The organism is Flavobacterium sp. N1719, assembly GCF_025947045.1.
Taxonomy (GTDB): Bacteria; Bacteroidota; Bacteroidia; order Flavobacteriales; family Flavobacteriaceae; genus Flavobacterium; species Flavobacterium stagni.
The window spans coordinates 1739409-1765753 of the sequence record NZ_CP109993.1; the positions used below are offsets into that span (position 1 = coordinate 1739409).

Genomic DNA, 26345 nt, shown 5'->3' on the forward strand with positions numbered 1-26345 from the left:
AGAAAACCCCGATAGACGTGCTACCGGGGCCTCCGAACCTAACCAACCAATTTATTTAACTATAGCTCTTACTTTTTTTCTTCTTCTTTACGTGTTTCATTTTCTTCTGGCATCCTCGCTTTTGTACCGTCTTCTCGGTAATAGTAATGACCATTATCTTGATAAGTTGTACCGTTGTAAGCGTTTCCACCACCATAATAGGTGTTTTGGTTCCCGTAATAATTGTGTGTAAATCCGTTGCGTTTTACACTACCAATCATATCTACAATTTCACCAAAACGATTGTAAATGATTCGCAATCCACCAATTTGTGTTAAAGCAAATCGGTTATAACTCATAAACACACTACCGATGCGGTTTACACGATCACGACTGTCGTAGTTGATGAATGTGTTACCAAGACGTCGAACACGTCCGAAACTATCAAATTCTATCAGTACACCGTAGTTAACAGGACGGCTGCCTCTTGCGGTTTCTTTGGTATTCGCTTTGCGGAAATAATAACTTCCTGCAACATCATCTGGACGGGTATTGAAATCAAAATCACCATTTGGAAATACGAAAAATTCAATGCCTCTTTCCATGAACGTAATAGGTTCTTCCATACTAAAACAGTTGTTGTATGTTTCAGTAAATTGGGTTGAAGTTGTAGGAGTTGCTAAAGCTGTTCCAGTCATCAATACCATGCTTGCTAAAAGGGTAATTGTTTTCATAATTCAAAAATTTAATCGTTGGTGCTTACTCTTTCGATTTTCAGCGTCTTCGATCAGTTGTTTTCTGATGTTAGGGTATTTTCAATTGCTGTGCCAAGTGATTTAAATAAGATGTCAACGATTTGTTAATGATATTTAACCGCTTGAAAAACAATTTAATTGCTGTTGAAAAGTAGGGTTTTTCCATGCGGATTTTTTTTATACATTTGAAACGGATAACAAACCAACTCTAGATTTCAATCGAATAATGAAAAAATACCTACTAGTACTGACTGTACTTTTTGTTTGCCCAATGGCCTCAAAGGCGCAAACGTATATTCAAGCGTATGCCGATATTGTCAACCAATGTTCGCAAACCAACATTACCAATAGTCTAACCGAATTTGAAGCACTCGGTGTAAAACGTCGAGGAACGACTGCCCTTCAAAATACCTTGGATTGGTTAAAAAACAAATATTTGAGCTACGGCTATACTGCTAGTCAGCTTCAAGAGTTTTCATATACCTATTCCGGTTCTACAGCTGCTTGTAAAAATTTAGTGGTTACTAAAATTGGAACAACCTATCCCAATACCTATGTCATTATTTGCGGACATTATGATTCGATTGTTGGAACGGGTACGAATGATAACGGAAGTGGAGTAGCATCTATCTTGGAAGTGGCCCGATTGTTACGCAATGTCCCCACTGAATATTCCATCAAATTCATTAATTTTTCGGGGGAAGAAGATGGGTTAAAGGGAAGTCAGAATTATGTAACCACCGTAGTCAACGGGACATCCCCCAAAATGAATATTCGTCTGCTTTTTAATTTGGATGAAGTAGGGGGAGTGGCCGGCCTCACCAATGATACCATTACTTGTGAACGCGATACGTCGACACCTACAACTAATAATGCGGCTTCGAATACTTTTACCAATGAATTGATCGCTTGTACGGAATTGTATTCTCCGTTAAATACATTTTTGTCGTATGCCTATGCTTCGGATTATATGCCGTTTCAAAGTAATAATGAAGTCATTACTGGTTTTTTTGAAACAAATGAAACCACCCATAAGCATACAGCTACGGACTTATTAGTCAATATGGATCCTGTTTATAATTATAATGTAGCAAAAGCGGCCATTGGAGCCATGTTGCATTTTGCTGTAGCGAGTACAACACCATTGAATACCATTGAGCAAAATGACTATATGGTTAGCGTTTTTCCGAATCCAGCGACCAATGAAATTTATTTGAATCTTGGGTCATTACCGCAAACCCATTATACTTTTTCGTTGTATGATATTCATGGAAAAAGCGTTTTTTCACAAGTCGTAGATAATGCACCGCTGTTGCAAGGATTCTCAGTGGCACATTTAGCACGGGGAATGTATCTCGGTGTATTAGAAACCGAAGGCCAACGCATCGCAAAGAAAATAGTCTTAGAATAAATAAAAAACCCTTCTTACAATGAGAAGGGTTTTTTGTTAGAGTTTATCTTTTAAATACTTGCCCGTGATGGAATTGGGGTTTTTAGCCACTTCTTCAGGAGTACCTACAGCCAATAATTGTCCGCCGTTTTCACCACCTTCCGGACCTAAATCAATCAGCCAGTCGGCACATTTGATTAAATCCAAATTGTGCTCAATAACCACTATGGAATGTCCTTTTTCAATCAGGGCATCGAATGACGCTAATAATTTTTTAATATCATGAAAATGCAAGCCCGTGGTGGGTTCGTCAAACACAAACAAAGCTTTTTCTTTGGAAGTCCCTTTGACTAAAAAAGACGCTAATTTAATTCGTTGGGCTTCACCACCCGAAAGTGTTGATGACGATTGGCCCAATTGCACATAGCCCAATCCAACATCTTGAAGTGGTTGTAATTTCTGGATGATTTTAGTTTGGTTATGCACTTTGAAAAAGGCCACTGCATCATCGATCGTCATGCAAAGGATGTCATCGATATTTTTTCCATTGAAATTAACTTCCAAAATTTCCTTTTTAAAGCGCTTGCCACCACAGGTTTCACACGGCAACTCCACATCGGCCATGAAAACCATTTCAACATTGATGGTCCCATCTCCTTTACAGGTTTCACAACGGCCACCGTCCACATTAAAAGAAAAATGTTTGGGTTGATAGCCACGAATTTTGGATAATTTTTCTTTGGCAAACAAATCCCGGATATCGTCATACGCTTTGATATAGGTAACTGGATTGGAACGCGAACTGCGGCCAATCGGATTTTGATCCACGTACTCAATATGATGAATGCGGTGATAATGCCCTTGCATATCGGAGAATTGCCCGGCTTTTTCACCGATACCTTCAATTTTCTTTTGCAAAGCTGGGAAAAGGATTTTTTTGACCAGGGTACTTTTTCCACTTCCTGAAACTCCCGTAATCACGGTTAAACATTCTAATGGAAAACGAACATCCAGATTTTGAAGGTTATTTTCTCGAGCCCCTAAAATATCAATATAGGCATTCCAAGAACGTCGGGTTTTTGGGATTTCAATTTTTAATGCTCCATTTAAGTAGTGCGCGGTTAAGGAATTCGATTGTAGAATTTCATCAAAAGTCCCTTGCGCCACTAATTCGCCCCCATAACTCCCAGCTTCCGGTCCGATATCGATAATCATGTCAGCTTGACGCATAATATCCTCATCATGTTCGACCACAATTACTGTATTCCCCAAATCGCGTAGGTTTTTCAAAACCTCAATCAACAATTCGGTGTCCTTTGGATGCAAGCCAATACTGGGTTCGTCGAGAATGTACATCGAACCCACAAGGCTACTTCCCAGCGAAGTGGCAAGATTGATGCGCTGCGATTCTCCACCTGAAAGTGAGGCAGAATTACGGTTTAAAGTAAGATAATCCAATCCCACATTGTTCAAGAAACGCAGACGGTTTTTTATTTCGATCAACAATCGTTTGGCGACCGCAAAATCGTGTTCGGAGAGTTGGAGTTCCTCAAAAAACGGTGTCAAACGACGAATCGGTAAGTCGACCAATTCGGACAATGTTTTTCCGCCCACTTGCACATAATTGGCTTCAGGACGGAGTCGTTTTCCTTTGCATTCCGGACAACGCGTTTTACCACGGTATCGGGATAACAGTACACGATTCTGAATCTTGTAATTTTTCTCTTCCAATTCACGGAAAAAGGCATGCAATCCAATGAAGTAACGGTTCCCGGTCCAAAGTAATTCTTTTTGTTCAAGGGTAAGTTGGAAAAAGGGTTTATGAATAGGGAAATCATATTTGTAGGCAGAATTTACCAATTGGTCGCGGTACCAACTCATGCTTTCGCCGCGCCAAGGATAAATGGCGTTTTCAAAAATGGAAAGCGCAGTATTTGGAATAACCAAATCTTCATCAATTCCGATGACATTGCCGTAGCCTTCGCATTTAGGACAAGCACCATACGGATTGTTAAAGCTAAACAAATGAATATTGGGTTCCAAGAATTGCAATCCGTCCAATTCAAAATTGGCACTAAACTCCTTCCGTTCTTCGATTGCCAATTCTTGCAAATAGCAAACTCCTTTGCCTTCATAAAAAGCCGTTTGTACGGCATCCGCTAATCGGTTATAAAATTCTTCTTCCTCTTTGACTACAATTCGGTCAATAATTAAGAGAATATCTTTATGATCCAGCGAATGTTGATCAATTTCGTCCAATCGAACGGTTTCATTTTTTACTAAAATTCGCGCAAAACCTTGTTGGAGCAATACATTGAGTTTGTCTTCCAATTTTCGTCCCTCTTCCAAATGAATGGGAGCGAGTAATAACCATTTGGAATCGATGGACAGTGTTTTGACAAAATCAATGACATCAGAAACGCTGTCCTTTTTTACTTCTTGACCAGAGATTGGTGAAATTGTTTTTCCGATTCGGGCAAAAAGCAATTTTAAATAATCATAAATCTCAGTGGAGGTTCCAACGGTTGAACGCGCATTAGTTGTATTTACTTTTTGTTCGATGGCAATAGCCGGCGCAATGCCTTTGATATATTCCACTTTGGGTTTGTCCAAACGACCCAAGAATTGGCGTGCGTAAGACGATAAACTTTCCACATAACGGCGTTGCCCTTCGGCATACAGCGTGTCAAAGGCAATGGAGGATTTTCCTGACCCTGACAAACCGGTAATTACCACCAGTTGATTACGCGGAATGGCTACATCTATATTTTTTAAATTGTGGATGCCAGCCCCTTTGATAAGTATGTTTTTCTTGGGTTCGAGTTGTGAAATATCTTTGGAAATCATAGCAAAAAGATAAACTCCAAAGATAAGAAATTGAACCCGGAATTACTAGCTAAACAATTGATGGTGTTTTGCAATTTTTATTGCATAAACGGAGGTGTTTCGTAGGATTAAATGTTAAATTTTTTGATTTTGTTTGGTTTTTGTTAAAATTATGTTTTATATTTGACCATACAATAATCCACAAAAAGCATTAAGCCTATTGATAAAAATTACTTTTTAGAAAAATTTTAGATTGTTAACCCAAAACTAAAAGGTAATTTTATGGCTACTAATCAGACCCCCGACGCTTTATTGGTAAAGAAGTACATTGCCGGCGATGAGAACGCTTTGGCACTTCTAATTCACAGACATCAGGCCAAAATTTATGGGTTTATTTACTCTAAATTATCGGATCGTGATGTAGCAGATGATGTTTTTCAAGACACTTTTATCAAGGTGATTAAAACATTGAAGTCCAATTCATACAATGAAGAAGGTAAGTTTCTACCATGGGTGATGCGTATTGCGCACAATCTAATCATTGATCACTTCCGTAAAAATAAAAAGATGCCCATGTTGCGGGAAACGGACGAGTTCTCTATTTTTTCGATTATCAAAGATGAAACGAAAAATGTAGAGGGCCAATTGATCACCGAAGTGATTGAAAACGATTTGCGTCGTATCATTGACGAACTTCCTGCCGATCAAAAAGAAGTGTTGGTGATGCGTATTTACCAAGACTTAAGTTTCAATGAAATCGCTGAAATTACTGGGGTAAGCATCAATACCGCCTTAGGGAGAATGCGTTATGCGCTCATGAATTTGCGTAAAGTAATTGACAAGAATAAAATTATTTTAACCAATTAACAATATTTGGAGTACGAAGACGTTATAGTAGAGAATAACACGCAAATTAAAACAATATGGCGAAACTTTACTCTACAAAAACTAAGTCTCCAAAAATGTTACCAAAAAAAGAAACCGTGAATTTTTTGCTTCACTATTCGAAAGCATTAAAAATTGTAAAAGCCGGTACTTTAAACTTCGAACTCATTTCAAATTAATGAACTTCCCGATAGAAACCCTATCGGGATTTTTTTTGTGCTTCTTTAATCACTGATGCTCGTCCTATGGTTTTGGTGATAATGTCTTTTTCTAAATTCCATCCTCGAGCGGGTGAATATTCGCGGCCGTACCAAATGATTTGTAGGTGTAAATCGTTCCACAATTCTTTAGGGAAAATGGCCTTGGCATCTTTTTCGGTTTGGACCACATTCTTTCCATTGGTTAAACCCCAGCGGTACATCAAGCGGTGAATATGGGTGTCCACCGGAAAGGCAGGCACACTGAAGGCCTGGCTCATCACCACGCTCGCTGTTTTATGTCCGACGCCAGGTAGTTCTTCCAGTGCTTCAAAACTTTGGGGAACTTCACCTTGGTATTTTTCTATTAATATTTGGGATAAACCAAAAATGGCTTTGGATTTCATCGGGGAGAGGCCGCAAGGTTTGATAATCTCTCGGATTTCCTCCACACTTAATTGTACCATAGCAAAGGGATTATCCGCTTTGGCGAATAGATGAGGTGTGGTTAAATTCACCCGAACATCCGTACATTGCGCAGATAATAATACGGCAATCAAAAGAGTATACGGGTCTTTGTGATCCAAGGGAATGGGAATCGAGGGATAAAGGTCATTTAACGTATTTATAACAAACGTTGCGCGCTCTTTCTTCGTCATTTTTGTACTTTTAGTTTTGCGAATTTAAAGGAAACTAACTCAAATAAAAAATTAGCATGACCACATTACAAAAAGGGGATAAAGCCCCCAATTTCTCGGGTAAAGATCAAGACGGGACAACGCATACACTAGCTGATTATGCAGGTAAAAAATTAGTCGTATTCTTTTATCCGAAAGCCAATACACCGGGTTGTACCGCAGAGGCGTGTGATTTACGCGACAATTATGCCCGATTTGAAGCTCAGAATTATGCTTTATTGGGTGTCAGTGCAGATTCGGCAAAAGCCCAATCGAGCTTTAAAAATAAATATGAATTTCCTTTTCCCTTATTGGCAGATGAAGATAAATCTGTGATTCAAGCGTTTGGCGTTTGGGGTCCCAAGAAATTTATGGGAAAAGAATACGACGGTATTCATCGAACTACTTTTGTAATCAATGAAGAAGGAATTATTGAAGAAGTGATTACTGATGTGAAAACAAAAGCACATGCCGCGCAAATCTTACGATAATAAAAAATCCCCAAGCTTGGGGATTTTTTTATACTTCTTCTTCTTCTAAAATCTTATTCGGATCATAACCAAACAAATGGTGTTGTTTGATTAATTCTGGAATTCCAATGGGTAGCATGGCTTCCCAGCCTGGTATGTTGCTCGTGATCATTTTCAATACTTCACGAGAGAAAATTTTCAAGTTCGTACGATCAAAGTCGGTCACATCCACCACTTTACCATTATAAGCAAAGAATTTATACAACTCTTTCATGCGTGGATGTACTTTCAAGTTTTGGGAAGTGATAATTTCGCCATCCACTTCCATGGGGTACAGATATACTTTTAAATCGCGGTAGAATAATTTACCAAAGGCTTCCAAAATTCCTCCACTCAAATGACGGTAGTATTTTTCATCAAAGATATCGACCAAGTTGTTAACTCCCATCACCAATCCCATTCGGGCTTTGGTATAATTGGAGAAATATTCTACAACACGGTAATACTCTTGGAAATTGGAAATCATTACGGTTTGTCCCAGCGAGCATAGTAATTCAGCGCGGTCCATGAAATCACGTTCGTCAATTTCGCCCTCTGAACGTAAGTTGGATAACGTAATTTCAAAAACGACAAACGTATTTTCCTTGTCGACTTTATTTTCTTGAGAAAACATTTCCAAGGAACGTTTGTACATGTCCATATTCACGCGGGTTACTGGACGGAAACTACCACGGATAGCTAAGATATTTTTCTTGTATAATACGGCAGCCGGTAAGATGTTTTTCCCGTCAGGGCTGAACATTACGGCATCGGTCATGCCATTTCGTACCAATTGTAAACTCATCAATCGGTTGTCTACATTGGCAAAGCGTGGTCCGGAGAAATTGATGGTGTCGATTTCCAATTGGTCTTTGTCCAAATGGTCGTACAAATAACGCAACAATTTCTTGGGGTCATTGTATTTATAAAAGGCACCGTAAATTAAATTTACCCCAAGAATACCTAAAGTTTCTTGTTGTAAACGCGCATCATTTTCTTTAAATCGAATGTGAAGTGTGATTTCGTTGTAGTCTTCATCCGGCTCCACTTGGTATTTGATGCCTACCCAGCCGTGGCCTTTGAATTGTTTGGCGAAATCAATCGTCGCTACGGTATTCGCATAACTGAAAAACATTTTATTGGGGTGTTTGTCCCGTTTTAAACGTTCTTCGATTAGACGAACTTCGTGATTGAGCATTTTTTTCAACCGACTTTCTGTCACGTAACGACCATCATCTTCGTTGCCGTATATCGCATCACTAAAGTCTTTATCATAAGCAGACATCGCTTTTGCAATCGTACCTGAAGAACCCCCAGCGCGGAAAAAGTGACGCACCGTTTCTTGACCAGCGCCAATTTCAGCGAAAGTTCCGTAAATATTTTCGTTGAGGTTAATGCGTAAAGCTTTATCTTTTGTTGTAGGGATTTGTGTGATTACACGATCACCTTTTAATTTGATGTTTAATTCGTTACCTGCCATAATTCAAAAATGCCTCGCAAAGTTAATAAAACGATTGCGGTATTTAAAGCGAATTAATCCTAATTTTGTAGAAAAATTAACGCTTCTGTACCGTTTGGGTAAAAGAAGACCTCAAAAATCGTGCTACATGAAAATTTATTTTCTAGGAACAGGTACTTCACAAGGAATTCCAGTTATTGGGAGTCAGCACCCCGTATGTTTAAGTAACGACATTCGCGACAAAAGATTGCGTGTATCGGTCTGGATTTCAGATGAAAATCATTCGGTGGTGGTGGATTGTGGTCCCGACTTCCGGCAGCAGATGTTGCAGTCGGGTTGTGCACGAATCGATGCTTTGTTATTTACTCATGAACACGCCGATCATACCGCGGGTTTAGACGATATTCGTCCATTTAACTTTCAACAGGGTCCGATGCCCGTTTATGCCGAACAACGTGTATTGAACAATCTGCAAAAGCGTTTTGATTATATTTTTGAAACCGAAAATCGCTATCCCGGTGCGCCCTCGGTTAATGCACACGAAATTCAGGTTGACCAACCTTTCGCTGTTGGCAATTGGGAAATCCAACCCATTCGTGTATATCACGGCAATTTACCCGTTTTGGGATTTCGAATAGGTGATTTTGCTTATTTGACCGATGTGAAGACCATTGAATCGGATGAAATTGAAAAATTAAAAGGGGTAAAAGTGTTGGTCGTGAATGCCTTACGCGAAGAACCGCATGCTACACATTTCAATTTGCAAGAAGCGTTGGATTTTGTAACTTTGATACAACCCGAGAAAACGTATTTGACGCACATCAGTCATCATATGGGTTTTCATGCAGAACGGGAAAAACAATTGCCAGAAAATGTATTTTTGGCCTATGATAATTTAGAAATCACTCTTTAAAATGGCACGACAACTATACTTGTATTTATTCATTATTACAGCATTATTGGCTTCATTTACTTATGTGTATTACAGTAAACAATTAAAGTTTGAAAAAGATTCCAAGACCCAAATGTTGAAATCCAAATCGGATAGTATTGTGCAATTGACCAATCAATTGGACGAATCCAATGCATTTACATTGCTTAAAAATGAATATGCGCAAAACTATTTTGTAAATTTTGACGTAAAACAATTAGAGCCTTCCATCCGCGAACAACTCATTGCCTTTAATGATAGTCCGGCAGGGAATGTGTATACAGGTCAAGAAAAATTGGGCGAACAAAAATTCATCATCAACAAAATGAAAGTCTTAAATCACCGTTGGATTATTGCCAATTATAGTGATGGAACCTACTGGGGTGAAGCAATGATTAAGTATTTTGTAGACGATAAAGGAAAAGCGACTTTCCAAACCATGGATACATTTATCTATCCCAAAGAAGAATACTAAAACCAACCAACCATGAAAAAAATACTGTTTTTAAGTTTCGTTTTGGCAACTATGTTGTCTTGCAAGCATACGGAGGAAACGACTGCTGCTGATGCCAGAACCACAGTAAAAGATTCAACCATAGCGGGAGCGGATCAAGACGAACACGGTTGTTTGGCCTCTGCCGGATTTACATGGTCCAAAATGTACAAAGATTGTGTGCGTATGTTTACCGGAATGCAATTGACTCCTGTTGACCAACCCAACAATGAAGATGAGACTTTGTCGGCGTATGTTTTATTCAGTGAAGATAAAAGTCAGGCCGAAGTCTTTATACCCAATTCAGAATCCATTATTTTAAAACGCAGCAAAGAAGGTCAGCCCTGGATTAATAATGATTATCAATTGGTACCTTGGAAAGGGTATATTCTTAAAAAAGGCGAAACCAATCTTTATGCAGGCGATGGCGAAATTGGCAATAAATTTTCTGGAAGTTCCGATACGGAACAATAATTAAGGTTGCGTTTTTTCTAACCAATTCCGAAAATCAAAGAAATTTTGTGGTGCCACACCATGCCCAACTGGGTATTCTTTGTATTCGATTTGTACCCCTAAACTTTCCAAAAGTGGGGCTGCTTTTCGTGCCCATTCCACGGGAACTACTTGATCAACTGACCCGTGAGAGGCAAAAATTTGAAGTTTTTTCAAATCATTTTCTGCAAAACCATCTACTGCAATTTCGGCATTAAAATACCCACTCATGGCCACTACGCGTTGAACTTTTTCAGGATAGGAAACAGCCACGGCATAACTCAAAATACAACCCTGACTAAAACCAATAAGTGTAACTTGTTTCGGGTCTATCGGATACGTTTGAAGGATTTCGTCAATGAAATCGGCAATCAAATCCCGCGATTGTTGGGCTTGACCGATATCTGAGAACTTGTTTTCATCGGCATCAAAGTTGATGGCATACCACGCATAACTACCGTACATCAGGTCATAAGGCGCTCGTACTGAAATCACATAATAGTCACCCGGAAGTTCACTGGCAAATGAAAACAAATCCTGTTCATTACTGCCATATCCATGAAGCAGTATTAAAACAGGATTTGTTGTTTTTTTATCGTGGGGTTCTCGGACGAGGTAGTGAAGTTGCATAATTCAATTTTTTCGCCAAAGATAACAGAAATTTATCCCCCAATTCTGTTTTTCTCGTCTTCAACCCCCGTACTACGGTTTTGGACTTTTTTCACTTGATCATTTCCAAAGTTATACGCCAAACTGAAACGAACCTGGCGGCTGTCACTTCCACCGCGACCGTTGATGATTACGTTGGCAAACTCCGTTTTTCCGGTCCATGGTGAGGTGTAAAAGATATCCGAAACCGCTAATCGTAGCGTCATTTTATCTTTCAAAAACTTTTTCTGAACCGCCATATCTAGCGAACCCAAACTGGCAGTACGATACGTTCCTCCCCAAACCGATGGGGAATTGAACCAACCCGATACTTCTAAATTAATTCCTTTGGGTAATTTGAAATTGTTTTGACCATAAATGTTTAACGTTTCTTGGGTAATACCCGTAAAGGATGGGTCGGTTGGGATGTATTTACTACGAAAAGCATTCACACTCAAATACACACTCCACCAATTTTTAACCGTAAACGGATAAGAGATCCCTAAGTTGATGGTTTCTTGATTGGCTACGTTTTTGGTGGTCATCCGACTCTTGTTTTGGCCCACTGCTTCGGTTACTTGTGCAAAGAAATCGGACACATAACTATAACTCAACGACGTATTGAGTTTGTATTTGTACGTATGCGAAGCTTTGATATTGTGCACATATTGGGGTTGTAAAAATGGATTCCCTTTGCTTACCGACAATTCATCAATTTGGTATTCAAAAGGATTTAAAGAATTATAACTCGGCCTTTCAATACGTCGGCTGTAGGTTACGGCCCAGGAATTGCTTTCGTTTTGATTATAAGTGATTCCACCACTAGGGAATAAGTCAGTATAATGGCGTCTTACACGGGTATCATTGTTCTGTTGAGTACTCGTGAGATTTCCATCGGAATTGGTATTCTCCATACGCAATCCCAACTGGAAATTGAATTTTTTAATCAAGCGATTGTAATTCACATACAGCGCATTGATGTTTTCTTTGTAATTGAATCGGTTACTTAACGTCGTGTTGTATACCGGTTGCCCACTTTGGTAATTGTAGACATCAAACGTGTTTTCGGTTTCCACTAATGAAGTTTTGAAACCCGCGCCCATTTTTCCTTTCCACAAACGTTGTTCATAATCGGATTTCAACGAACCTACATCAATGGTTACAGGCGTATATTGGCTGTTGATGATCGAACTTAAAATCACCGTTTCACTAGGGTTGTAATAATAATTGGGTAAATAAGTATTCCGATCAGAATTAAAACGACCCAAATCCAAATCCGTGCTCAGCGAAACACCTGTAGTATCTTGAAAACGGTAGTTTATATTCGCGTATAAATTATAATTTTTATTGTGTGCCTTATTTTGTGCGACTAAAATACTATCAATGCTATTCGAAGTAATTTGGCGAATAGGCGTGCGTGAACGCCCGTCACCATAGGCATTGTTGAAGTTTCCGGTCAAGACCATACCAAAAGTATTGCGACGGTTTTTGGTGAAATCCAAACCAATTTTCACGTTGTTGGCATTGGAAGTGTAATCGGTTTTAGTATCTGAATTGAAGACTTTGCCATTTTGTTGGCGTTCAAATTCCATGAAATTATAGCTTTTTCCAAAACGATTACTATAATTCAAATAGCTGTTCCATTTTTTTGTACGGTTGTTTAAAGAAACAGAATTCACCGAAGTCCCATAACGGCCATAATTGTATCCCGCTGAAGCCGTTCCATTTGTACCGTAATTTTTATTGCGTTTTAATTTGATATTTACAATTCCCGCATTTCCTGCCGCATCAAATTTAGACGACGGTTGCGTAATAATCTCAATGGATTCAATATCTGCCGATTGTATCGTTTTTAAATAATTGGTTAAATCCGATCCACTTAAAAACGATTGTTTCCCATCGATATAAAACAACACACCACTTTTTCCTTCAACAATCACATTGTCATTGTTGTCGACCACTACACCAGGCGCTTTTCGCAACAATTCGAATCCGGTATTTCCTGTGGCATTGATGGTGTTTTCTACATTAAAAACCGTTTTGTCAGCCAGAACTTGAACCAAGGGTTTATCTTTTTTCACCACCACTTCATTCAACTGTACGGCACTTTCATTCAACGTTATTGTCCCCAAATTGACTAAAGAATCGGTAATTGTTATTCCGGGTACGATTTTATCTTCATAGCCCACCATGGTAATTTTTAAAGAATAAGTACCTTCGGGTAAACGCGTAATGGCAAACGCGCCTTCAGCATTGGAAAGTACCGCTTTTACCAAGGTGTTTTTTTCGTTAAATAAAGCTATAGAAGCCGAAAAAAGTTTGGGTTCTTTGATTGAACTCACCGTTCCTTTTAAACTTCCCGTTTGGGCATACGTTGAAAAAGAGAGAGTGAATAAGGCGAATAGAATAAAAAAGGGTAATTGGAGTGTGTTTTGTTTTGTTTCCATTGAAAAAATTTTCCAATGAGTCCACAAAACGAATTTATGTTACAGTCTTTTCAACCATTTTTGAAAAAAAGATCCCAATAAGGGAATAGGGCGGGTCTGACCCATCACGGCAGTAAACATGCCATAAAAGGTTAATATGGTGATAAAAATCCAAAAAGGAACCGCAATGTTTAAGGCCAAATCCGGATTTATATTTGAGCGATTAAAATAACTACTCATCGTGAGTCCGATTAAAAAGAAGGTCAATGTTAACCCTAAACCTTGACGAATATGAAATGAGGCATAAGGGTTTTTCTTTTCAGAATTGACTGATAGCGCAATCAGCGGACCCAAGATTAAGATATAACTTAAGATCGCTAGTGATTTTCCTTCTTTGATGGTTTGTTCGTCCATATTATGCTGTGGTGTAACGTTGATTGTGAAAAATACCGATAACTTTTCCTTTCATTTTTTGCCCTAATAATGCGGCATTTTTTGATTTAGAGCGAATGTTGGCTCTTTCAAATGTCCATTCGTCTTGGGTAGAGAAAGCGGTTAAATTGGCAGGAGCTCCGACTTCGATGCTCACTTTAGGTTGGCCAAATAAAAGGCGACCTGCGGTTAATTTTTGAATAATACTATCCAATGGCAATACGGTAAGCAATGCGCCAAAAGCCGATTCAAGTCCGATAGTGCCGTTTTGCGCCAAATCGAATTCCAATTTTTTATGTTCGATGTCCACCGGATGATGATCGCTAGTAATACAATCAATGGTGTTGTCTAAAATCCCAGCAATTAAGGCCAATCGGTCGGTTTCAGAGCGTAGGGGCGGACTCACTTTTAGGTTGCTGTCAAAAGTTTCTAAAACAGTATCGTTAAGTACCAAATGATGCACGGCAACACTACAACTCACTTGCAATCCTTTGGCTTTGGCTTCCCGAATCAATTCCACAGATTTTGCAGTAGAAATTGTTGGAATGTGCATTCGACCCCCAGTATATTCCAAGAGGTACAGGTTACGCGCCACCATCAATTCTTCAGCGAGGTTGGGAATCCCCTTCAAGCCTAATCGGGTAGAGGTAATTCCTTCGTTCACAACGCCATTCCCTTTGATTTTATCTTCTTGGCAAAAAGCCATCACCAATCCGTTAAAGTCTTGCACATACTGTAGTGCAATTTTCATCAAATTGGCATTGCTCATATTTTTTTTATAATCGCCAAATGCAATTGCGCCCGCTTGTTGCATGTCATACAGTTCTGCCAACGCGGTTCCTTCACTGCCCAAGGTTAATGCACCAATGGGATACACGGAAGTAGGTTGACCCACCGCTTTTTGGCGAATCAATTGAATCACGGCTTGATTGTCGGCTACAGGAAACGTATTGGGTTGCACCATCACTTCTGTAAAACCCGAAGCAGCAGCCGTTTGTAAACCGTTTGCAATTGTTTCTGCATCTTCGTAACCGGGTTCGCACAATACGACCGAACTGTCCCACCAACCGGGTGACAGGTGCAAATCGTTTTGCTCAATGCATTGGGTGTTTTCATCAACAGGAAGAGCGTTTCCAATCGCAGAAATTCGGCCATCGGTAATCGCTACATCAACCACTTGCCCGTGGTATTTCCCTTGGGGGTCGATGATTTTTGCCGATTTAAATAGTGTTGTCATAGTTGTGTTGTTGTGTTATTTCACCCATTTTTGAATGGCGATTTCTACCAAGGCAAAAAGGAGCGTGAGGAGTAAAAACCATTTCCAAATTTGGGTATCGTTGCGATCGGCTTGTAAAGTGTCAAACAAGTGATCGGTACTGTCAATTTCTTTAAATTCGTCAGCAATAGCTGTATTGCGATTGTTTAAATTACTTTCCGTTCGGGCGTAATTGAAACTTAAATTTTCTAAAAACTGACCCTTACGGTCTACTTGATAATTACCTGCCGTTTTGGGATTATCGTTAAAGGTCAATTTCACCTTTTGATTCATAATTTGTTGCACCGGAATAAACGATTCATTGGCATTGGTGATCGATACAATTTCATCTTTACCTAAAATACTATTGGTAATAAAGGGTTTTGAATCCCCTATAATCAAAGCATTAATCCCCACTTTTTGAGCACTTAACGCCATATTATAAAAAGTGGGAACAATGAGGTAAGGCGAATTGCAGAAATTACTGTAGTCTTTGTCAATGGGCGCTGCAAAATAGTAAATGTTGGCAATGCCGTTTGTGGTTGCACTTAAAAACGGACTTTGGTCATTGTATTCCAAAACCGAAGGTAACGACGACTGAACGCGGTAACTCGCTTTGGTTTTGGGATATTGAAAATTATCGGTTTTCTTTTCAAACACCTGACTGTACAACGGATGGTTGAAGTTGATTTTGGAGATGAGTTGCTCTTCGGTTTTCCAATTGCCATAAGAATAACCACCGCCCAACGCCTTTGTTAGTGCATTCATGGCAGTTGTATTGGCATTAGCCGCCGGAATAACAACCACATTCCCGCCTTTGGCCACAAAGGTTTTTAAAGTGGTTTGTAACGAAGCCGGAATATCGGGCAATTCATTCAAGATCACTGCATCTTGTTTTTCAATGGCATTATAATCCAAATTCCGTAATTCGTAGTGGGTATAATTAAATTCGTCCGTAGTGTAGATTTTTCCTAGAAAAGCAGCATTGTTGTTATCACCAATGGAGAGAACGTTATTTTTCTGGGGTTTCGACAAACTAAAATAATAGGTGTTGTCATATTCCAAGGCATTGTCATTTAAAGAAACATAGCCGTGAAAATCCTCTTTAGGGAGATTGAATTTCAATTGTTGCTTGGGTTTGTCAAAATTGACTAAGGTTTTTGCAACGAGTTTTCCTTGATTGTAAATGGCCAAAGGAATGTCTTTGAAATCATCGCCATGCGCCGTAACCGCTACCCCAATTTCATAGAATTGATCCAAGGTTTGGTGCAAATACACACTGTCAATGGCTATGTTATTGGTGTTTTCGGCTTCGGGAAGAATGAAATACACATTTTCATCGGCTTGGGGTTTTCCAAACGATTTTGATTCGAGTCCGACACCATCCGTAATAATCACAATGTCTTTTTTGAAGGCCGAAGGATGGGCTTTGACTTTGGCGAGTAAGCTTTCCGGCTGGAAAGGAGTGGCACTATAGGTCAAATTTTGAAGCTCTTTTTGAATGGACTTAATGTCGGTATTCCAAAAATTATCGGTACAGGTAATTAATGAAAATTGAGTGTTCTCTGGCGCCTGTTCCAACAAATCCTGAACGGCTCGTTTCAATAATTCCCCTTTTTTTCCTTTGGCTTGCATAGAAAACGAATTGTCCAAAATAATGTACAATTCGTTGTTTGCATTTTTATGGTCTTTGGCCTCAAAAAAAGGTTGGGCAAAAGCCAAAATTAAAAACGTAAACAACAATAAACGCGTAGCAAGTAACAGGTATTTTTTGAGTTTCGAACTCTTGCGGGTTTGCACCACCAATTCTTTAAGGAAACGAACGTTGGTGAAAAGTTCGGTTTTAAACCGACGCAACTGAAACAAATGCACCAGAATCGGGAGCAGCAACAGGAATAAAAAGTAGAGAACTTCCGGATGTTTGAAATGCATTTCGGTGGCGTTAGTTTAGTGCTTCAAAAATAACAATTTTCACCAACTTCTGAAGGCTTTTTTAACCTGAATTTAGCTTACCCGCGTTTGCGTTTTTCGTTGCGTTTGCGTTCGACTGCCCGATTGCGCGGGGCCGATTTTCGCGGTGTACGCTTGCCAGGTCCGCCTAAATTCACTTTTTTATTTTTGTCTTTTTTCTCTTGAAAAGCAGAACCGCCCGTAAGTTTGGGTCGTTTCAATAAGAATTTGACTTTCTTTTTGTCTTTTTCAAATTCTAATAATCGATTTACCACTTCAACTTCTTCAGGAAATTCCAATACCGTTATTTCCTTTTCCATAAGCATTTCAGCTTCGATTTGAATTTCTTCTTCCCGCGGACTGATAAAACTCAATGCGATACCCGATTTATCGGCACGACCGGTTCGACCAATGCGGTGAATGTATTGCTCAGGGATTTCGGTAAATTCAAAATTGATGACGTGTGTGATATCTGAAATATCCAAACCACGCGCCATCACATCGGTAGTGATGATGCCCCGGAGTTCGCCCCGTTGAAAAGCCGCCATAGTATTCAAACGGTAATTCTGGGATTTATTGGAATGAATCACTCCAAACTGCTCGGGAAAGTCGGTTTCTACTGCCGTAGCAATTAAGTCAACTGTTTTTTTATTGTTGGCAAAAACCAAAATGCGCTCCATGTTTTCGTCTTCATGTAGCAAATGTTTCAGCAAGTTGATTTTGGTCAAGAAATTGGGCACTTGATAGGCCAATTGTTCAATTTTCTCCAAAGGCGTTCCCGAAGGTGCCAAACTGACTTCTTCTGGAAAATCAAAGTATTCGTCCAACATTTCATCCACTTCATCCGTCATGGTGGCGGAGAACAAGATGTTCTGCCGTTTGTTGCGCAACATGGTCAAAATTGAAGTTACTTGTACTCGGAATCCCAAATTCAAGATTTCATCAAATTCGTCGATGATTAATTTTTGTAAGGTATCAAAGCGTACCACATTATCCAAGGCCAAGTCCATGATACGACCGGGTGTTCCCACTAAAATGTCCACACCTTCATACACTGCTTTTTTCTGAGTGTTGATGTTTACCCCACCATACACGCCCAGTGTGCGCACTGACATGTATTGGGTCAATTGGGTAACGACATCGGTAATTTGCACGACTAATTCACGGGTGGGTGCCAATATAACAACCCGTGGGGTTTCCGACTCCATGAATTTCCACTGTTTCAATACAGGAAGCAAATAGGCTAAGGTCTTTCCCGTTCCCGTTTGGGCAATTCCCATCACATCGCGTCCCGATAAAATCACCGAAAAGGCGCGTTGCTGAATAGGCGTGGGTTGGGTGAGTCCCATTTCGTCCACAGCTTTCTGCAAGGATTTGGGTAATTGAAACGGTTCAAATGAATTCATGGTATTTATTTTGGGCAAAGGTATGAAAAAGAACCGAGTTTGTGGAGGTTCCTTGGCTTGCCAGCTCCGTCAGATGGATGCATCAACCATACTATTTTACTTTTTTTGCCCGAAAGCTTCCGATGTTTTACCGAATAAAGGATATTTTTCACAGATTCACCGTGGACTTATTTCGATTTAAATACACAATAAATGAACTGTGGTTTGGGATTTTCTAAAGCTATTAATGTTGTTTATAGAGTTACCAAAAATAAAGTAACTTGCGGTAAAATTATTTATTCATTATGCAAAAAACAATCTTTACACTTCTAGCAATTGGTACATTTTCAGTAACACAAGCACAAACCATTGAATCGGGGAGTCACAGTACAACGGGGTATATTAAATCAGATGGCACGATTGAAAACAGTAGCCATTCCACTGTGGGATACATCAAAAATGACGGAACTATTGAAAACCGCAGTCACAGTACCATTGGCTATATCAAAAGCAACGGGACTATTGAAAATAGTAGCCATTCTACCGTAGGTTATGTTAAAAGTGACGGCACAGTGGAGAACAGCAGTCATTCCACGATTGGCTATATTAAAAATGATGGAACCGTTGAAAATTCGAGTCATAGTACCATTGGTTATGCCCGAGGCGTGAAAAAAGAATGGGCGGCAGTAGTGTATTTCTTTTTTAAATTTTAAAGGGAATGGTGTATTGCAACAATACTCTCAGAAATGCCCTAAGATTACTGAAACGGCAACACATACGGTTCCCCAATTTGAAAATCATTAAAATCAATGCTGTTGTTTTGAAAGGTATTGGTTTTAATAATGTTATTGCCTGCAAGGGGTAAAGTTGGATAATATGAAAAGGAGAATTGGAAACTGCTAAATACCAGATATTTATTGTTAATCAATACACCGACTCCAATTTGAGAATACATTTTGTTGGAAAAAAAGGTAGCATTGCCTTGATCTAAAAATCCGAGGGTGTAATTGAGGTACGGACTTAATGTAAAGCCATACCAATCTCTCAAACAGTAAAATTGGGATTGAAAAGTGGTTAGAAATTTCTTGGTGCCCAGTAATTGACGCGAATCAAAACCCGGAATTCCGTTGATGTCCACTAATTTCAGTCGGTCACGATCACTTTCCAATCGATTGCCACCCATTACTAGAAGCGGTCGAATAAATTGACGCATTTTCCAACTTCCCATTGGAATGAGATTGGTAAAATAGTTGGCTTCCAATTTATACGTGGTCTGTTCACTTTTTCCATTATTCACAAAAGTCCCCCATTCCACATTTCCTTGTAAATAGCCAAAATCAAAAAGGTCACCATACGAAAATCGGCTGCCCCAATAGGCACGATTCACTTGGTTTTTGTTTTCAATGCCACCCGTGATCGAAAACACTTTGCCATACGGAACGTCTTCTACAATGCCATAGCGAAACAAGTACTTTTCTTGGTAAAAGCGCTGACTCGAAATTCCGATCGTCATCAGTGCTGATTTGGTGGAATTGACAAAGCGAATGGGGTCGTATTGCTGGTCGGGGAGATTGAGGTATGCGGTATGATTAAACCCAACTGATGTGATGAGGTGCGTACCGCGAGAAAACTCATTGCCATTTCCAAAAATACTGAAGGAACGTGCGGCCCAAAGGTCGTATGACTTGGATTTAAAGTACAACAACGTAGGTACAGCAGCGGTATCGTTTAATTTTTCAGTCGTGGAACGGTAATCATGGTAAAAACCCCCAGCCCAATGGGCATAGGTGGAATAGAATTTTCGTTCGATACGAATGGCGTTTTGGGTGTTGTTGTTTAAATCATTTCGCGCCGAAAACGTTGTGCTGATGAACGTATGCTTGAAATTTGGAATTTTATAATAGGTATCATAGCCGAAGCGATTGGGAGTCGAACGCTCAAAGCTCGATAGATAATTGAAATCAAATTCGTGACCCAACCCCATAAAATTACGTTCCGTAAAATCAATGTTTCCTTTGGAAGTGGAAATGGCACCAGTAGGAATGGTACTCCAGGTGTCCAAAACGCGAATCGAAACATCCACTGAATCTTTGGAGTTTGGAACTGCGACGGGTTTGATAATGACCGTGCGGATATAGCGTTGTTGGCGCAAAAGGCGTTCGGACTCTCTTAAATTGAGTGAATCGAGCTGGTCGTTTTTTTGAAATAAAAGGAAATTTCGTACCGTCCAATTCTTTGTTTTAATGTGTAAAAAATTCCCCCAACGTTCGATACGGTGTTGAGGTTCGCGGTTTACATCTTCCGCTGAATACCCAAACGGGTCGAGGGTTTCAATGGTAATGTTGCGAATAATTTTGCATTGAAATTTGGCGTAGTCCCGTTGAACCGGAATTTGGGTTTTGCTTTTTTTCTTATTGGTAGTGGCGGATAGAACCGATTTGCGAAAAATTAACCGATGAAAGAAGCCAACGACCTTTTTGTCTTTGGCATAGGTATTAATTTTTTGGTACAACGTATCGGATTTGGTGGGGGTAACGGGTTGCTGACCGTAACACATACTTCCAATGAATACAGCGATAAGGAACCAAAACTTACTCAAGGGCTTGCAATTTTTACAAAGATAGTGATTCGTAAAATGTCATTAAACGCAATATTTAAAGACATATTTGAATTCTTACGCCTTGTTTTTTATTTAATTGGAAATGATTTAAAAAAGTAAATTCAAAAAAAATCCTAACCAATAGTATTCGGTTAGGATTTTTTTATTTGTCTGGTAGGACGATTAGCTTTTCTGTTCTTTGTTGAAGTATACCAAGTAGTAATACATTTGACGTTCTTCATCCCATCCTTTTTCTACAAACTTTTCCGCACTATCGGGATTCACAAAATCCAATTTGATTTGGATATTAGTATCTAGATTAATTACGTTTTTAATCGCACGACGGGCATCAGAAACCGCTGCGTTGGCAATCGGGAACGACGTTACATCTTCAATGCTGTATTTCTCACCACGGTCAGCTTTAAAGCTTTTGAATTCGGGAATCAAATCCGGGTTGTCCATCACTTCATTCAAAAACTTGGTTTCTTCAAACGTATCATTTTTAGCAAAGTGGTTGACTGCGCGGTTCATAAACAACACTTCTTCTTTTTTATCTTCGGCTGGGAATACGACTTCTTTGGCAAACTCTTGACAAAACTTCAAGTATTTTTTCGTCATGTAGTTTTCATCTTGGAACGCATCAACCGATAGGAAGTGCTCCAACCAGTAGCGGGCATCATAACGGTTGCTGTCTACAGTTAAGATTTTATACCCTTCTTCTTTTTTGTAATTGAAAATAAGACACCCTTTGTCCAATTTATTCAAATTAATCCCTTCCTGAAGAATCATTTCTAAGTTGGAACCACGTTCTTCAAACTGTAAAAAGTCGGTTTTCAACTCACTTTTGAATACGCCCAAAGCATCCACGGTTTGGTTGTCGATGGATATATTAGTCAAATACGCCACATACACTTCCCCGTTTTTAATGTGGGGATGATTCGATTGCTCGAATAAGTGGCGGGTGATTTTTTTGGAAACCTCATGCACATTGCCGGGATTTGTAAATACCTCGGTGGCTAGATTGAACATTTCATTATATTCCAAATCCACATCATGTGCAAATTGGAAATAGTTCTCTTCTTTCTCCCGAAACGGACGGAAGAAATACTCTTTGATCAAAGGCACAATCTCATCGGTCAAGCTATAGTTGGAATCCGATAAGAACATGTTTTCGTTACGACTTTTATTTCCAACACGATGAATGGAAAGGGAATCTATGTGGGTATTGAATAAATTTAACATTGGAAATTGTTTTTAGTAAATGATGGAAGATTGCATTAATGTTGTTTAGTCGATGGTTATTTTCAAATTGACACATTCTCAAATTGACACATTGGCTCATTAATTCCAATTTTCCTCAAACCCATAATCCTCAAAATGGTCATCACCGCCGAACATGTCCATGTCTTCCTCGTCCAATTCGTCTTCAAAATCATTGTAGGATTCATAATCACCATCGGCTTCGAATTGTTTTTCCATCGCTTCAGCAGGCATTTCACCATGCGAGAATAATAAGTCCGGGTAAGTAGCTCCAGGAACCGGTTCTTCAATAGCAGCTAATTCCACCAAAAACGTCCACATGTTGATGAAATCGTACACGTAAATGATTTTGGTTTGCTCTTCATATAAAATTTCGTGCAATTGGAAATCCGCCATGGTGCGTATTTCACCGGGAGCATCACCGGTATCAAACATCGGAATTTCATCTTCTTGATTCCACGTGTCGTCACAAGTGTAAAACGAGGCGACTTCCATACCGTCAAAGCCAAAAGCATTGACAAGAGCATTGTGTAAATCTTCTAAAGTATCGTTATCATCGATAGCAATATCTCTGAAAATATCTTCTTCGGCGTCCAGAATGGCTCTGAATTTATAGATCATACTGCGGTTGTTTTTGAGGGTTCAAAGATAAATTTTATTTTAGAATCTTACTTTCAAAAATCCCAATTGTTGATAAGATTTTCGAACTGTTGAAGGTCAGAATTTTGGGGAAACAACAGAATCTTTCTATTTTTGAAAGAATAAAATTGCACCCTATGAAAATCGTTATTTCACCGGCCAAATCGTTGGATTTTGAGCGTCCGGTACCTACTTCTCAATTTACGGAATATGGTTTTGCCAAAAAGTCGGCCACCATTGACCGTGTCCTCAAAAAGAAAAAGCCGAAGCAATTAATGGAACTGATGGAGATTTCGGAGAAGTTGGCCGAACTCAATTGGCAGCGCAATCAAGAGCGAGATGTTACGGCAATCACCCCTGAAAATGGACGTCAAGCTGTTTTTGCTTTTGATGGGGAAGTGTATGTGGGGTTAGATGCTTACAGTTTGACCGAAGCCCAATTGGCTGTGGCACAAGATAAACTGCGCATTCTTTCGGGATTGTATGGGATTTTGAAACCCTTGGACTTAATGCAACCCTATCGGTTAGAGATGGGAACAAGTTTGCCTGTGGGAACATCAAAAAACTTATATGCTTTTTGGAAAGACACCTTAACCAAAGCGATGAACGCGGAGTTGCAAAAAGGAGAATTGTTTGTGAATTTAGCCAGTACCGAATATTTCAGTGCTTTGGATGCCAAAAAATTAAAAGTGCCTGTCATCACTCCGGAGTTCAAAGATTACAAAGACGGAAAATTGAAAATGATTAGTTTTTTTGCCAAAAAAGCGCGGGGGTTGATGGTGCGGTATATTTTAGACACAGGTGCTGAGACGCTCGAAGACCTGCAAGCCTTCAATTACGAGGGGTATGCCTTTGATGCGAATCTGAGTTCGGCCACCCAATTAGTCTTTACTCGTTAAAAAAAATAGACCTCTGCTATGACTCGTACAGAGGCCGTTTTGTTTTAGAGTGAACAGCATAATAGTTATATGTGTTATACAAATAACAAGCAATAGCTGTTTTACCCTACTTTAAATTTTTATCTATTTAAAAAAAGCTCCCTAACAGGGAGCTTAAATTGTATTTATTTATTCGTAGAGAAATTCTTCATATTCACGTCTATTTTCTTGCACTGCCTTTTTGTGATCTCTAGCCAATTGTTTCATGGCGTCCACGCCTTTTCGTGCACAGCGTTTCACTTGTTTTAAATGAATTGAAAGTTGTTGTAGTCGTGATAACTCCTGCGGGTCAAGTTTGTTGGCCAATTCACTCAGCAATTGTTCGAGCTCATGATCAACCTTTTGGTTTTCTTCGTATTCTGATTTTAATTCATCTAACAATTCATCAATTTCTTGTGAAATATCCTGATGAATGGCTTCGCTTTTTTGTTGTAAAGTCGAAATCAATTGCCGTTGATGGTGTTGTCCAAAAAGTCCCATAATGGTTAGGTGTTGGTTAAATATTTGGCTAAGAGTTATTTAAAATTAAAAACTTATTGCGTTAGAATGAAATTTTGTTGATAACTTTCTGATTTTAAGCAAAGAAAAACTCCGAAGTGGGGACTCCGGAGTTTTCAACCAACATAGAATAACCTTTATTAATGCATTGCATCAGCGGGGTTAATTTTATTTTTACTGCGTTTGACAAAAAACATAATGGGGATACAACACAAGAAAACCAATCCCAAGTACCAAAAAATGTCCATATAGGCCAATACCGTACTTTGTTTGAGTACACTTAATTCCATCATGTTTTGCGCTTTCTGAAGGGCTTCATTGGCAGAAAAACCTTTGGACATAAAATTGGCTTGCATCCCCTGTAAACGCTGCTGCACTTCTGGGCGACTTGGATCCACATACGGAATGAGGTCAACGCGATGGGTCTGACTCAAACGCGTAATAAAAGTGGTAATAATCGCCACACCAAAAGAACCTCCCAATTGGCGGAACATACCCGTAAAGGCCGCACCTTCACCAATTTCTTTTCCGCGCAATGTGGATAATGAAAGGGTGGTAATAGGGACAAAAAGTAAGCCCAACCCAATTCCACGCATAATCAAAGGCCAATAGAAATGTTCGACCCCTGTATCCGGTGTCATTACATTATGCATCCAGGAGGTGAACAGAAAAAAGATGGCAAAACCCGCCGAAACCATATAGGCTTGCGGCACTCCTTTTTGAATCATTCGACCTACAAAGGGCATCATGATGGCGGTGGTAATCGAACCAGGGATTAACAATAAACCGGCATCAGTAGCGGTCCAACCTAATATCGATTGGGTGTAAATGGGAATAACCAGGGTAGAGCCATAGAGTCCGAACCCCAATATAAACCCTAGTAGTGAACCAATACGCAAATTCCCGTCTTTTAAAACTCCTAAATTGACAATAGGGTGCTTGTATACCAATTCCCGCCAAATGAATGCCAGAAGTCCTAAAAGGGATACGATGCTTAAGGTTACAATCACTTCATCGTTGAACCAATCATCTTGTTGTCCGTGTTCGAGCACAAACTGCAAGGAGCCGATAAAAGCCGCTAGGAATAAAATTCCCCACCAATCCACTTGATTGGCTTTTAATTTTTCACTGTATTTCGGACTGCGAACAAAAGTTAGTGTCAAGATAGTGGCCGCAATTCCGATAGGAATATTGATGTAAAAAATAAGCGGCCATGAAAAATTGTCCACGATGTAACCACCCAAAGGCGGACCGAGTGTAGGCCCCACAATTACTCCCATACCGTAAATGGCTTGTGCCATCCCGCGTTTTTCAATAGGATAACTCTCCGTAATGATGGTTTGTGCTGTTACCAACAACGCACCACCGCCCAATCCTTGAATAAATCGGAAGAATACGAGTTCCCAAATATTGGTCGCATTACCACACAAGAAGGAAGCAATAGTAAATACCACGATGGAAACGGCAAAGTAATTGCGACGGCCAAACTGTTGGGACAACCAACTCGTCATCGGTATTACGATTACATTGGCAATAGCATAGGCTGTAATGACCCAAGCGATGTCGTTCAAGGTTGCCCCTAAACTTCCGCGCATATTGGTCAACGCCACATTGACAATGGTCGTATCGACAATTTCCAGTAGGGCACAGAGTACGGCTGTGATGGTAATAATTACCCTGCGGTAGCCGTATTCTACCAAACTGTCTGCTTGATTCTGCATG

General features: G+C 39.6%; 23 protein-coding genes. 8 read left to right on the plus strand and 15 right to left on the minus strand.

Going from position 1 to position 26345, the window contains the following annotated elements:
- Positions 1-68: 68 nt before the first annotated feature.
- Entirely contained in the window at positions 69-713 is a 645-nt protein-coding gene (locus tag OLM45_RS07460; protein WP_264509382.1) for a hypothetical protein, read from the minus strand.
- 247 nt (positions 714-960) lie between these two features.
- Here OLM45_RS07460 and OLM45_RS07465 point away from each other — a divergent pair, with 247 nt between their 5' ends.
- Positions 961-2145 carry a M28 family peptidase gene (locus OLM45_RS07465; RefSeq protein ID WP_264509384.1) on the plus strand — a complete coding sequence of 395 codons (1185 nt, stop codon included), beginning with the start codon at positions 961-963 and terminating at the stop codon, positions 2143-2145.
- A 36-nt stretch (positions 2146-2181) separates the two neighbouring features.
- On the opposite strand, the gene uvrA is transcribed toward OLM45_RS07465, so the two are convergent.
- On the minus strand, positions 2182-4971 hold the full coding sequence (gene uvrA / locus OLM45_RS07470) for an excinuclease ABC subunit UvrA (RefSeq protein WP_264509386.1): 2790 nt from the start codon (positions 4969-4971) through the stop codon (positions 2182-2184).
- 261 nt (positions 4972-5232) lie between these two features.
- Here uvrA and OLM45_RS07475 point away from each other — a divergent pair, with 261 nt between their 5' ends.
- Positions 5233-5817 carry an RNA polymerase sigma factor gene (locus tag OLM45_RS07475; protein WP_129460860.1) on the plus strand — a complete coding sequence of 195 codons (585 nt, stop codon included), beginning with the start codon at positions 5233-5235 and terminating at the stop codon, positions 5815-5817.
- Between the two features lie 217 nt (positions 5818-6034).
- Here the strand turns inward: OLM45_RS07475 and nth are convergent, their stop codons facing one another.
- On the minus strand, positions 6035-6691 hold the full coding sequence (gene nth, locus OLM45_RS07480; RefSeq protein ID WP_264509387.1) for an endonuclease III: 657 nt from the start codon (positions 6689-6691) through the stop codon (positions 6035-6037).
- Between the two features lie 56 nt (positions 6692-6747).
- Between nth and bcp the strand changes: the two genes are divergently transcribed.
- A complete protein-coding gene (gene bcp / locus OLM45_RS07485; protein WP_264509388.1) occupies positions 6748-7200 on the plus strand; it encodes a thioredoxin-dependent thiol peroxidase in 453 nt (150 codons plus the stop codon).
- Between the two features lie 28 nt (positions 7201-7228).
- Here the strand turns inward: bcp and OLM45_RS07490 are convergent, their stop codons facing one another.
- A complete protein-coding gene (locus OLM45_RS07490; protein WP_264509389.1) occupies positions 7229-8698 on the minus strand; it encodes a TonB-dependent receptor in 1470 nt (489 codons plus the stop codon).
- Positions 8699-8825: 127 nt separating this feature from the next.
- On the opposite strand from OLM45_RS07490, the gene OLM45_RS07495 reads away from it, so the two are divergent.
- Genes OLM45_RS07495 through OLM45_RS07505 form a run of 3 tightly spaced genes read left to right on the plus strand, consistent with a single transcriptional unit; the run spans position 8826 to position 10575 of the window.
- A complete protein-coding gene (locus OLM45_RS07495) occupies positions 8826-9590 on the plus strand; it encodes an MBL fold metallo-hydrolase (RefSeq protein WP_264509390.1) in 765 nt (254 codons plus the stop codon).
- 1 nt (position 9591) lies between these two features.
- Positions 9592-10083: a hypothetical protein gene (locus OLM45_RS07500; protein WP_264509391.1), complete on the plus strand. Its 492-nt coding sequence runs from the start codon at positions 9592-9594 to the stop codon at positions 10081-10083.
- A gap of 12 nt (positions 10084-10095) precedes the next feature.
- Positions 10096-10575 (plus strand): hypothetical protein, encoded by a 480-nt coding sequence (locus OLM45_RS07505; protein WP_264509392.1) that lies wholly within the window; start codon positions 10096-10098, stop codon positions 10573-10575.
- On the opposite strand, the gene OLM45_RS07510 is transcribed toward OLM45_RS07505, so the two are convergent.
- The 6 genes from OLM45_RS07510 to OLM45_RS07535 all read right to left on the minus strand — a co-directional run bounded on the left by OLM45_RS07510 (position 10576) and on the right by OLM45_RS07535 (position 18710).
- The gene (locus tag OLM45_RS07510; protein WP_264509393.1) at positions 10576-11223 is read right to left on the minus strand and encodes an alpha/beta hydrolase; all 648 of its coding nucleotides are present in this window, start codon (positions 11221-11223) and stop codon (positions 10576-10578) included. It abuts the gene before it with no gap.
- A gap of 32 nt (positions 11224-11255) precedes the next feature.
- Complete coding sequence (locus OLM45_RS07515; RefSeq protein ID WP_264509394.1) at positions 11256-13688, minus strand: outer membrane beta-barrel family protein; 2433 nt, start codon at positions 13686-13688, stop codon at positions 11256-11258.
- Between the two features lie 39 nt (positions 13689-13727).
- Positions 13728-14081 carry a hypothetical protein gene (locus OLM45_RS07520; protein ID WP_264509395.1) on the minus strand — a complete coding sequence of 118 codons (354 nt, stop codon included), beginning with the start codon at positions 14079-14081 and terminating at the stop codon, positions 13728-13730.
- A gap of 1 nt (position 14082) precedes the next feature.
- Positions 14083-15336, minus strand: coding sequence for a dihydroorotase (locus OLM45_RS07525; protein WP_264509396.1), 1254 nt, complete (start codon positions 15334-15336; stop codon positions 14083-14085).
- Between the two features lie 15 nt (positions 15337-15351).
- The gene (locus OLM45_RS07530; RefSeq protein ID WP_264509397.1) at positions 15352-17286 is read right to left on the minus strand and encodes a VWA domain-containing protein; all 1935 of its coding nucleotides are present in this window, start codon (positions 17284-17286) and stop codon (positions 15352-15354) included.
- A 77-nt stretch (positions 17287-17363) separates the two neighbouring features.
- Entirely contained in the window at positions 17364-18710 is a 1347-nt protein-coding gene (locus OLM45_RS07535) for a DEAD/DEAH box helicase (RefSeq protein WP_264509398.1), read from the minus strand.
- Positions 18711-18994: 284 nt separating this feature from the next.
- Here OLM45_RS07535 and OLM45_RS07540 point away from each other — a divergent pair, with 284 nt between their 5' ends.
- Positions 18995-19402, plus strand: coding sequence for a 5-fold beta-flower protein (locus tag OLM45_RS07540; RefSeq protein ID WP_264509399.1), 408 nt, complete (start codon positions 18995-18997; stop codon positions 19400-19402).
- Positions 19403-19446: 44 nt separating this feature from the next.
- Here OLM45_RS07540 and OLM45_RS07545 read toward each other — a convergent pair whose 3' ends face one another.
- From OLM45_RS07545 to OLM45_RS07555, 3 genes are all read right to left on the minus strand, one after another.
- Complete coding sequence (locus OLM45_RS07545; RefSeq protein ID WP_264509400.1) at positions 19447-21288, minus strand: hypothetical protein; 1842 nt, start codon at positions 21286-21288, stop codon at positions 19447-19449.
- A gap of 183 nt (positions 21289-21471) precedes the next feature.
- Positions 21472-22530, minus strand: a complete 1059-nt coding sequence (locus OLM45_RS07550; protein ID WP_129460878.1) for a nucleoid-associated protein — start codon at positions 22528-22530, stop codon at positions 21472-21474.
- A gap of 99 nt (positions 22531-22629) precedes the next feature.
- Positions 22630-23169: a plasmid pRiA4b ORF-3 family protein gene (locus OLM45_RS07555; RefSeq protein WP_264509401.1), complete on the minus strand. Its 540-nt coding sequence runs from the start codon at positions 23167-23169 to the stop codon at positions 22630-22632.
- Between the two features lie 155 nt (positions 23170-23324).
- On the opposite strand from OLM45_RS07555, the gene yaaA reads away from it, so the two are divergent.
- Positions 23325-24086 (plus strand): peroxide stress protein YaaA, encoded by a 762-nt coding sequence (yaaA, locus tag OLM45_RS07560; RefSeq protein ID WP_264509402.1) that lies wholly within the window; start codon positions 23325-23327, stop codon positions 24084-24086.
- A gap of 168 nt (positions 24087-24254) precedes the next feature.
- Here yaaA and OLM45_RS07565 read toward each other — a convergent pair whose 3' ends face one another.
- Together OLM45_RS07565 and OLM45_RS07570 are read right to left on the minus strand one after the other, a co-directional pair.
- Positions 24255-24605 (minus strand): hypothetical protein, encoded by a 351-nt coding sequence (locus tag OLM45_RS07565; protein WP_264509403.1) that lies wholly within the window; start codon positions 24603-24605, stop codon positions 24255-24257.
- Positions 24606-24763: 158 nt separating this feature from the next.
- Complete coding sequence (locus OLM45_RS07570; protein WP_264509404.1) at positions 24764-26344, minus strand: MDR family MFS transporter; 1581 nt, start codon at positions 26342-26344, stop codon at positions 24764-24766.
- Position 26345: the final 1 nt, after the last annotated feature.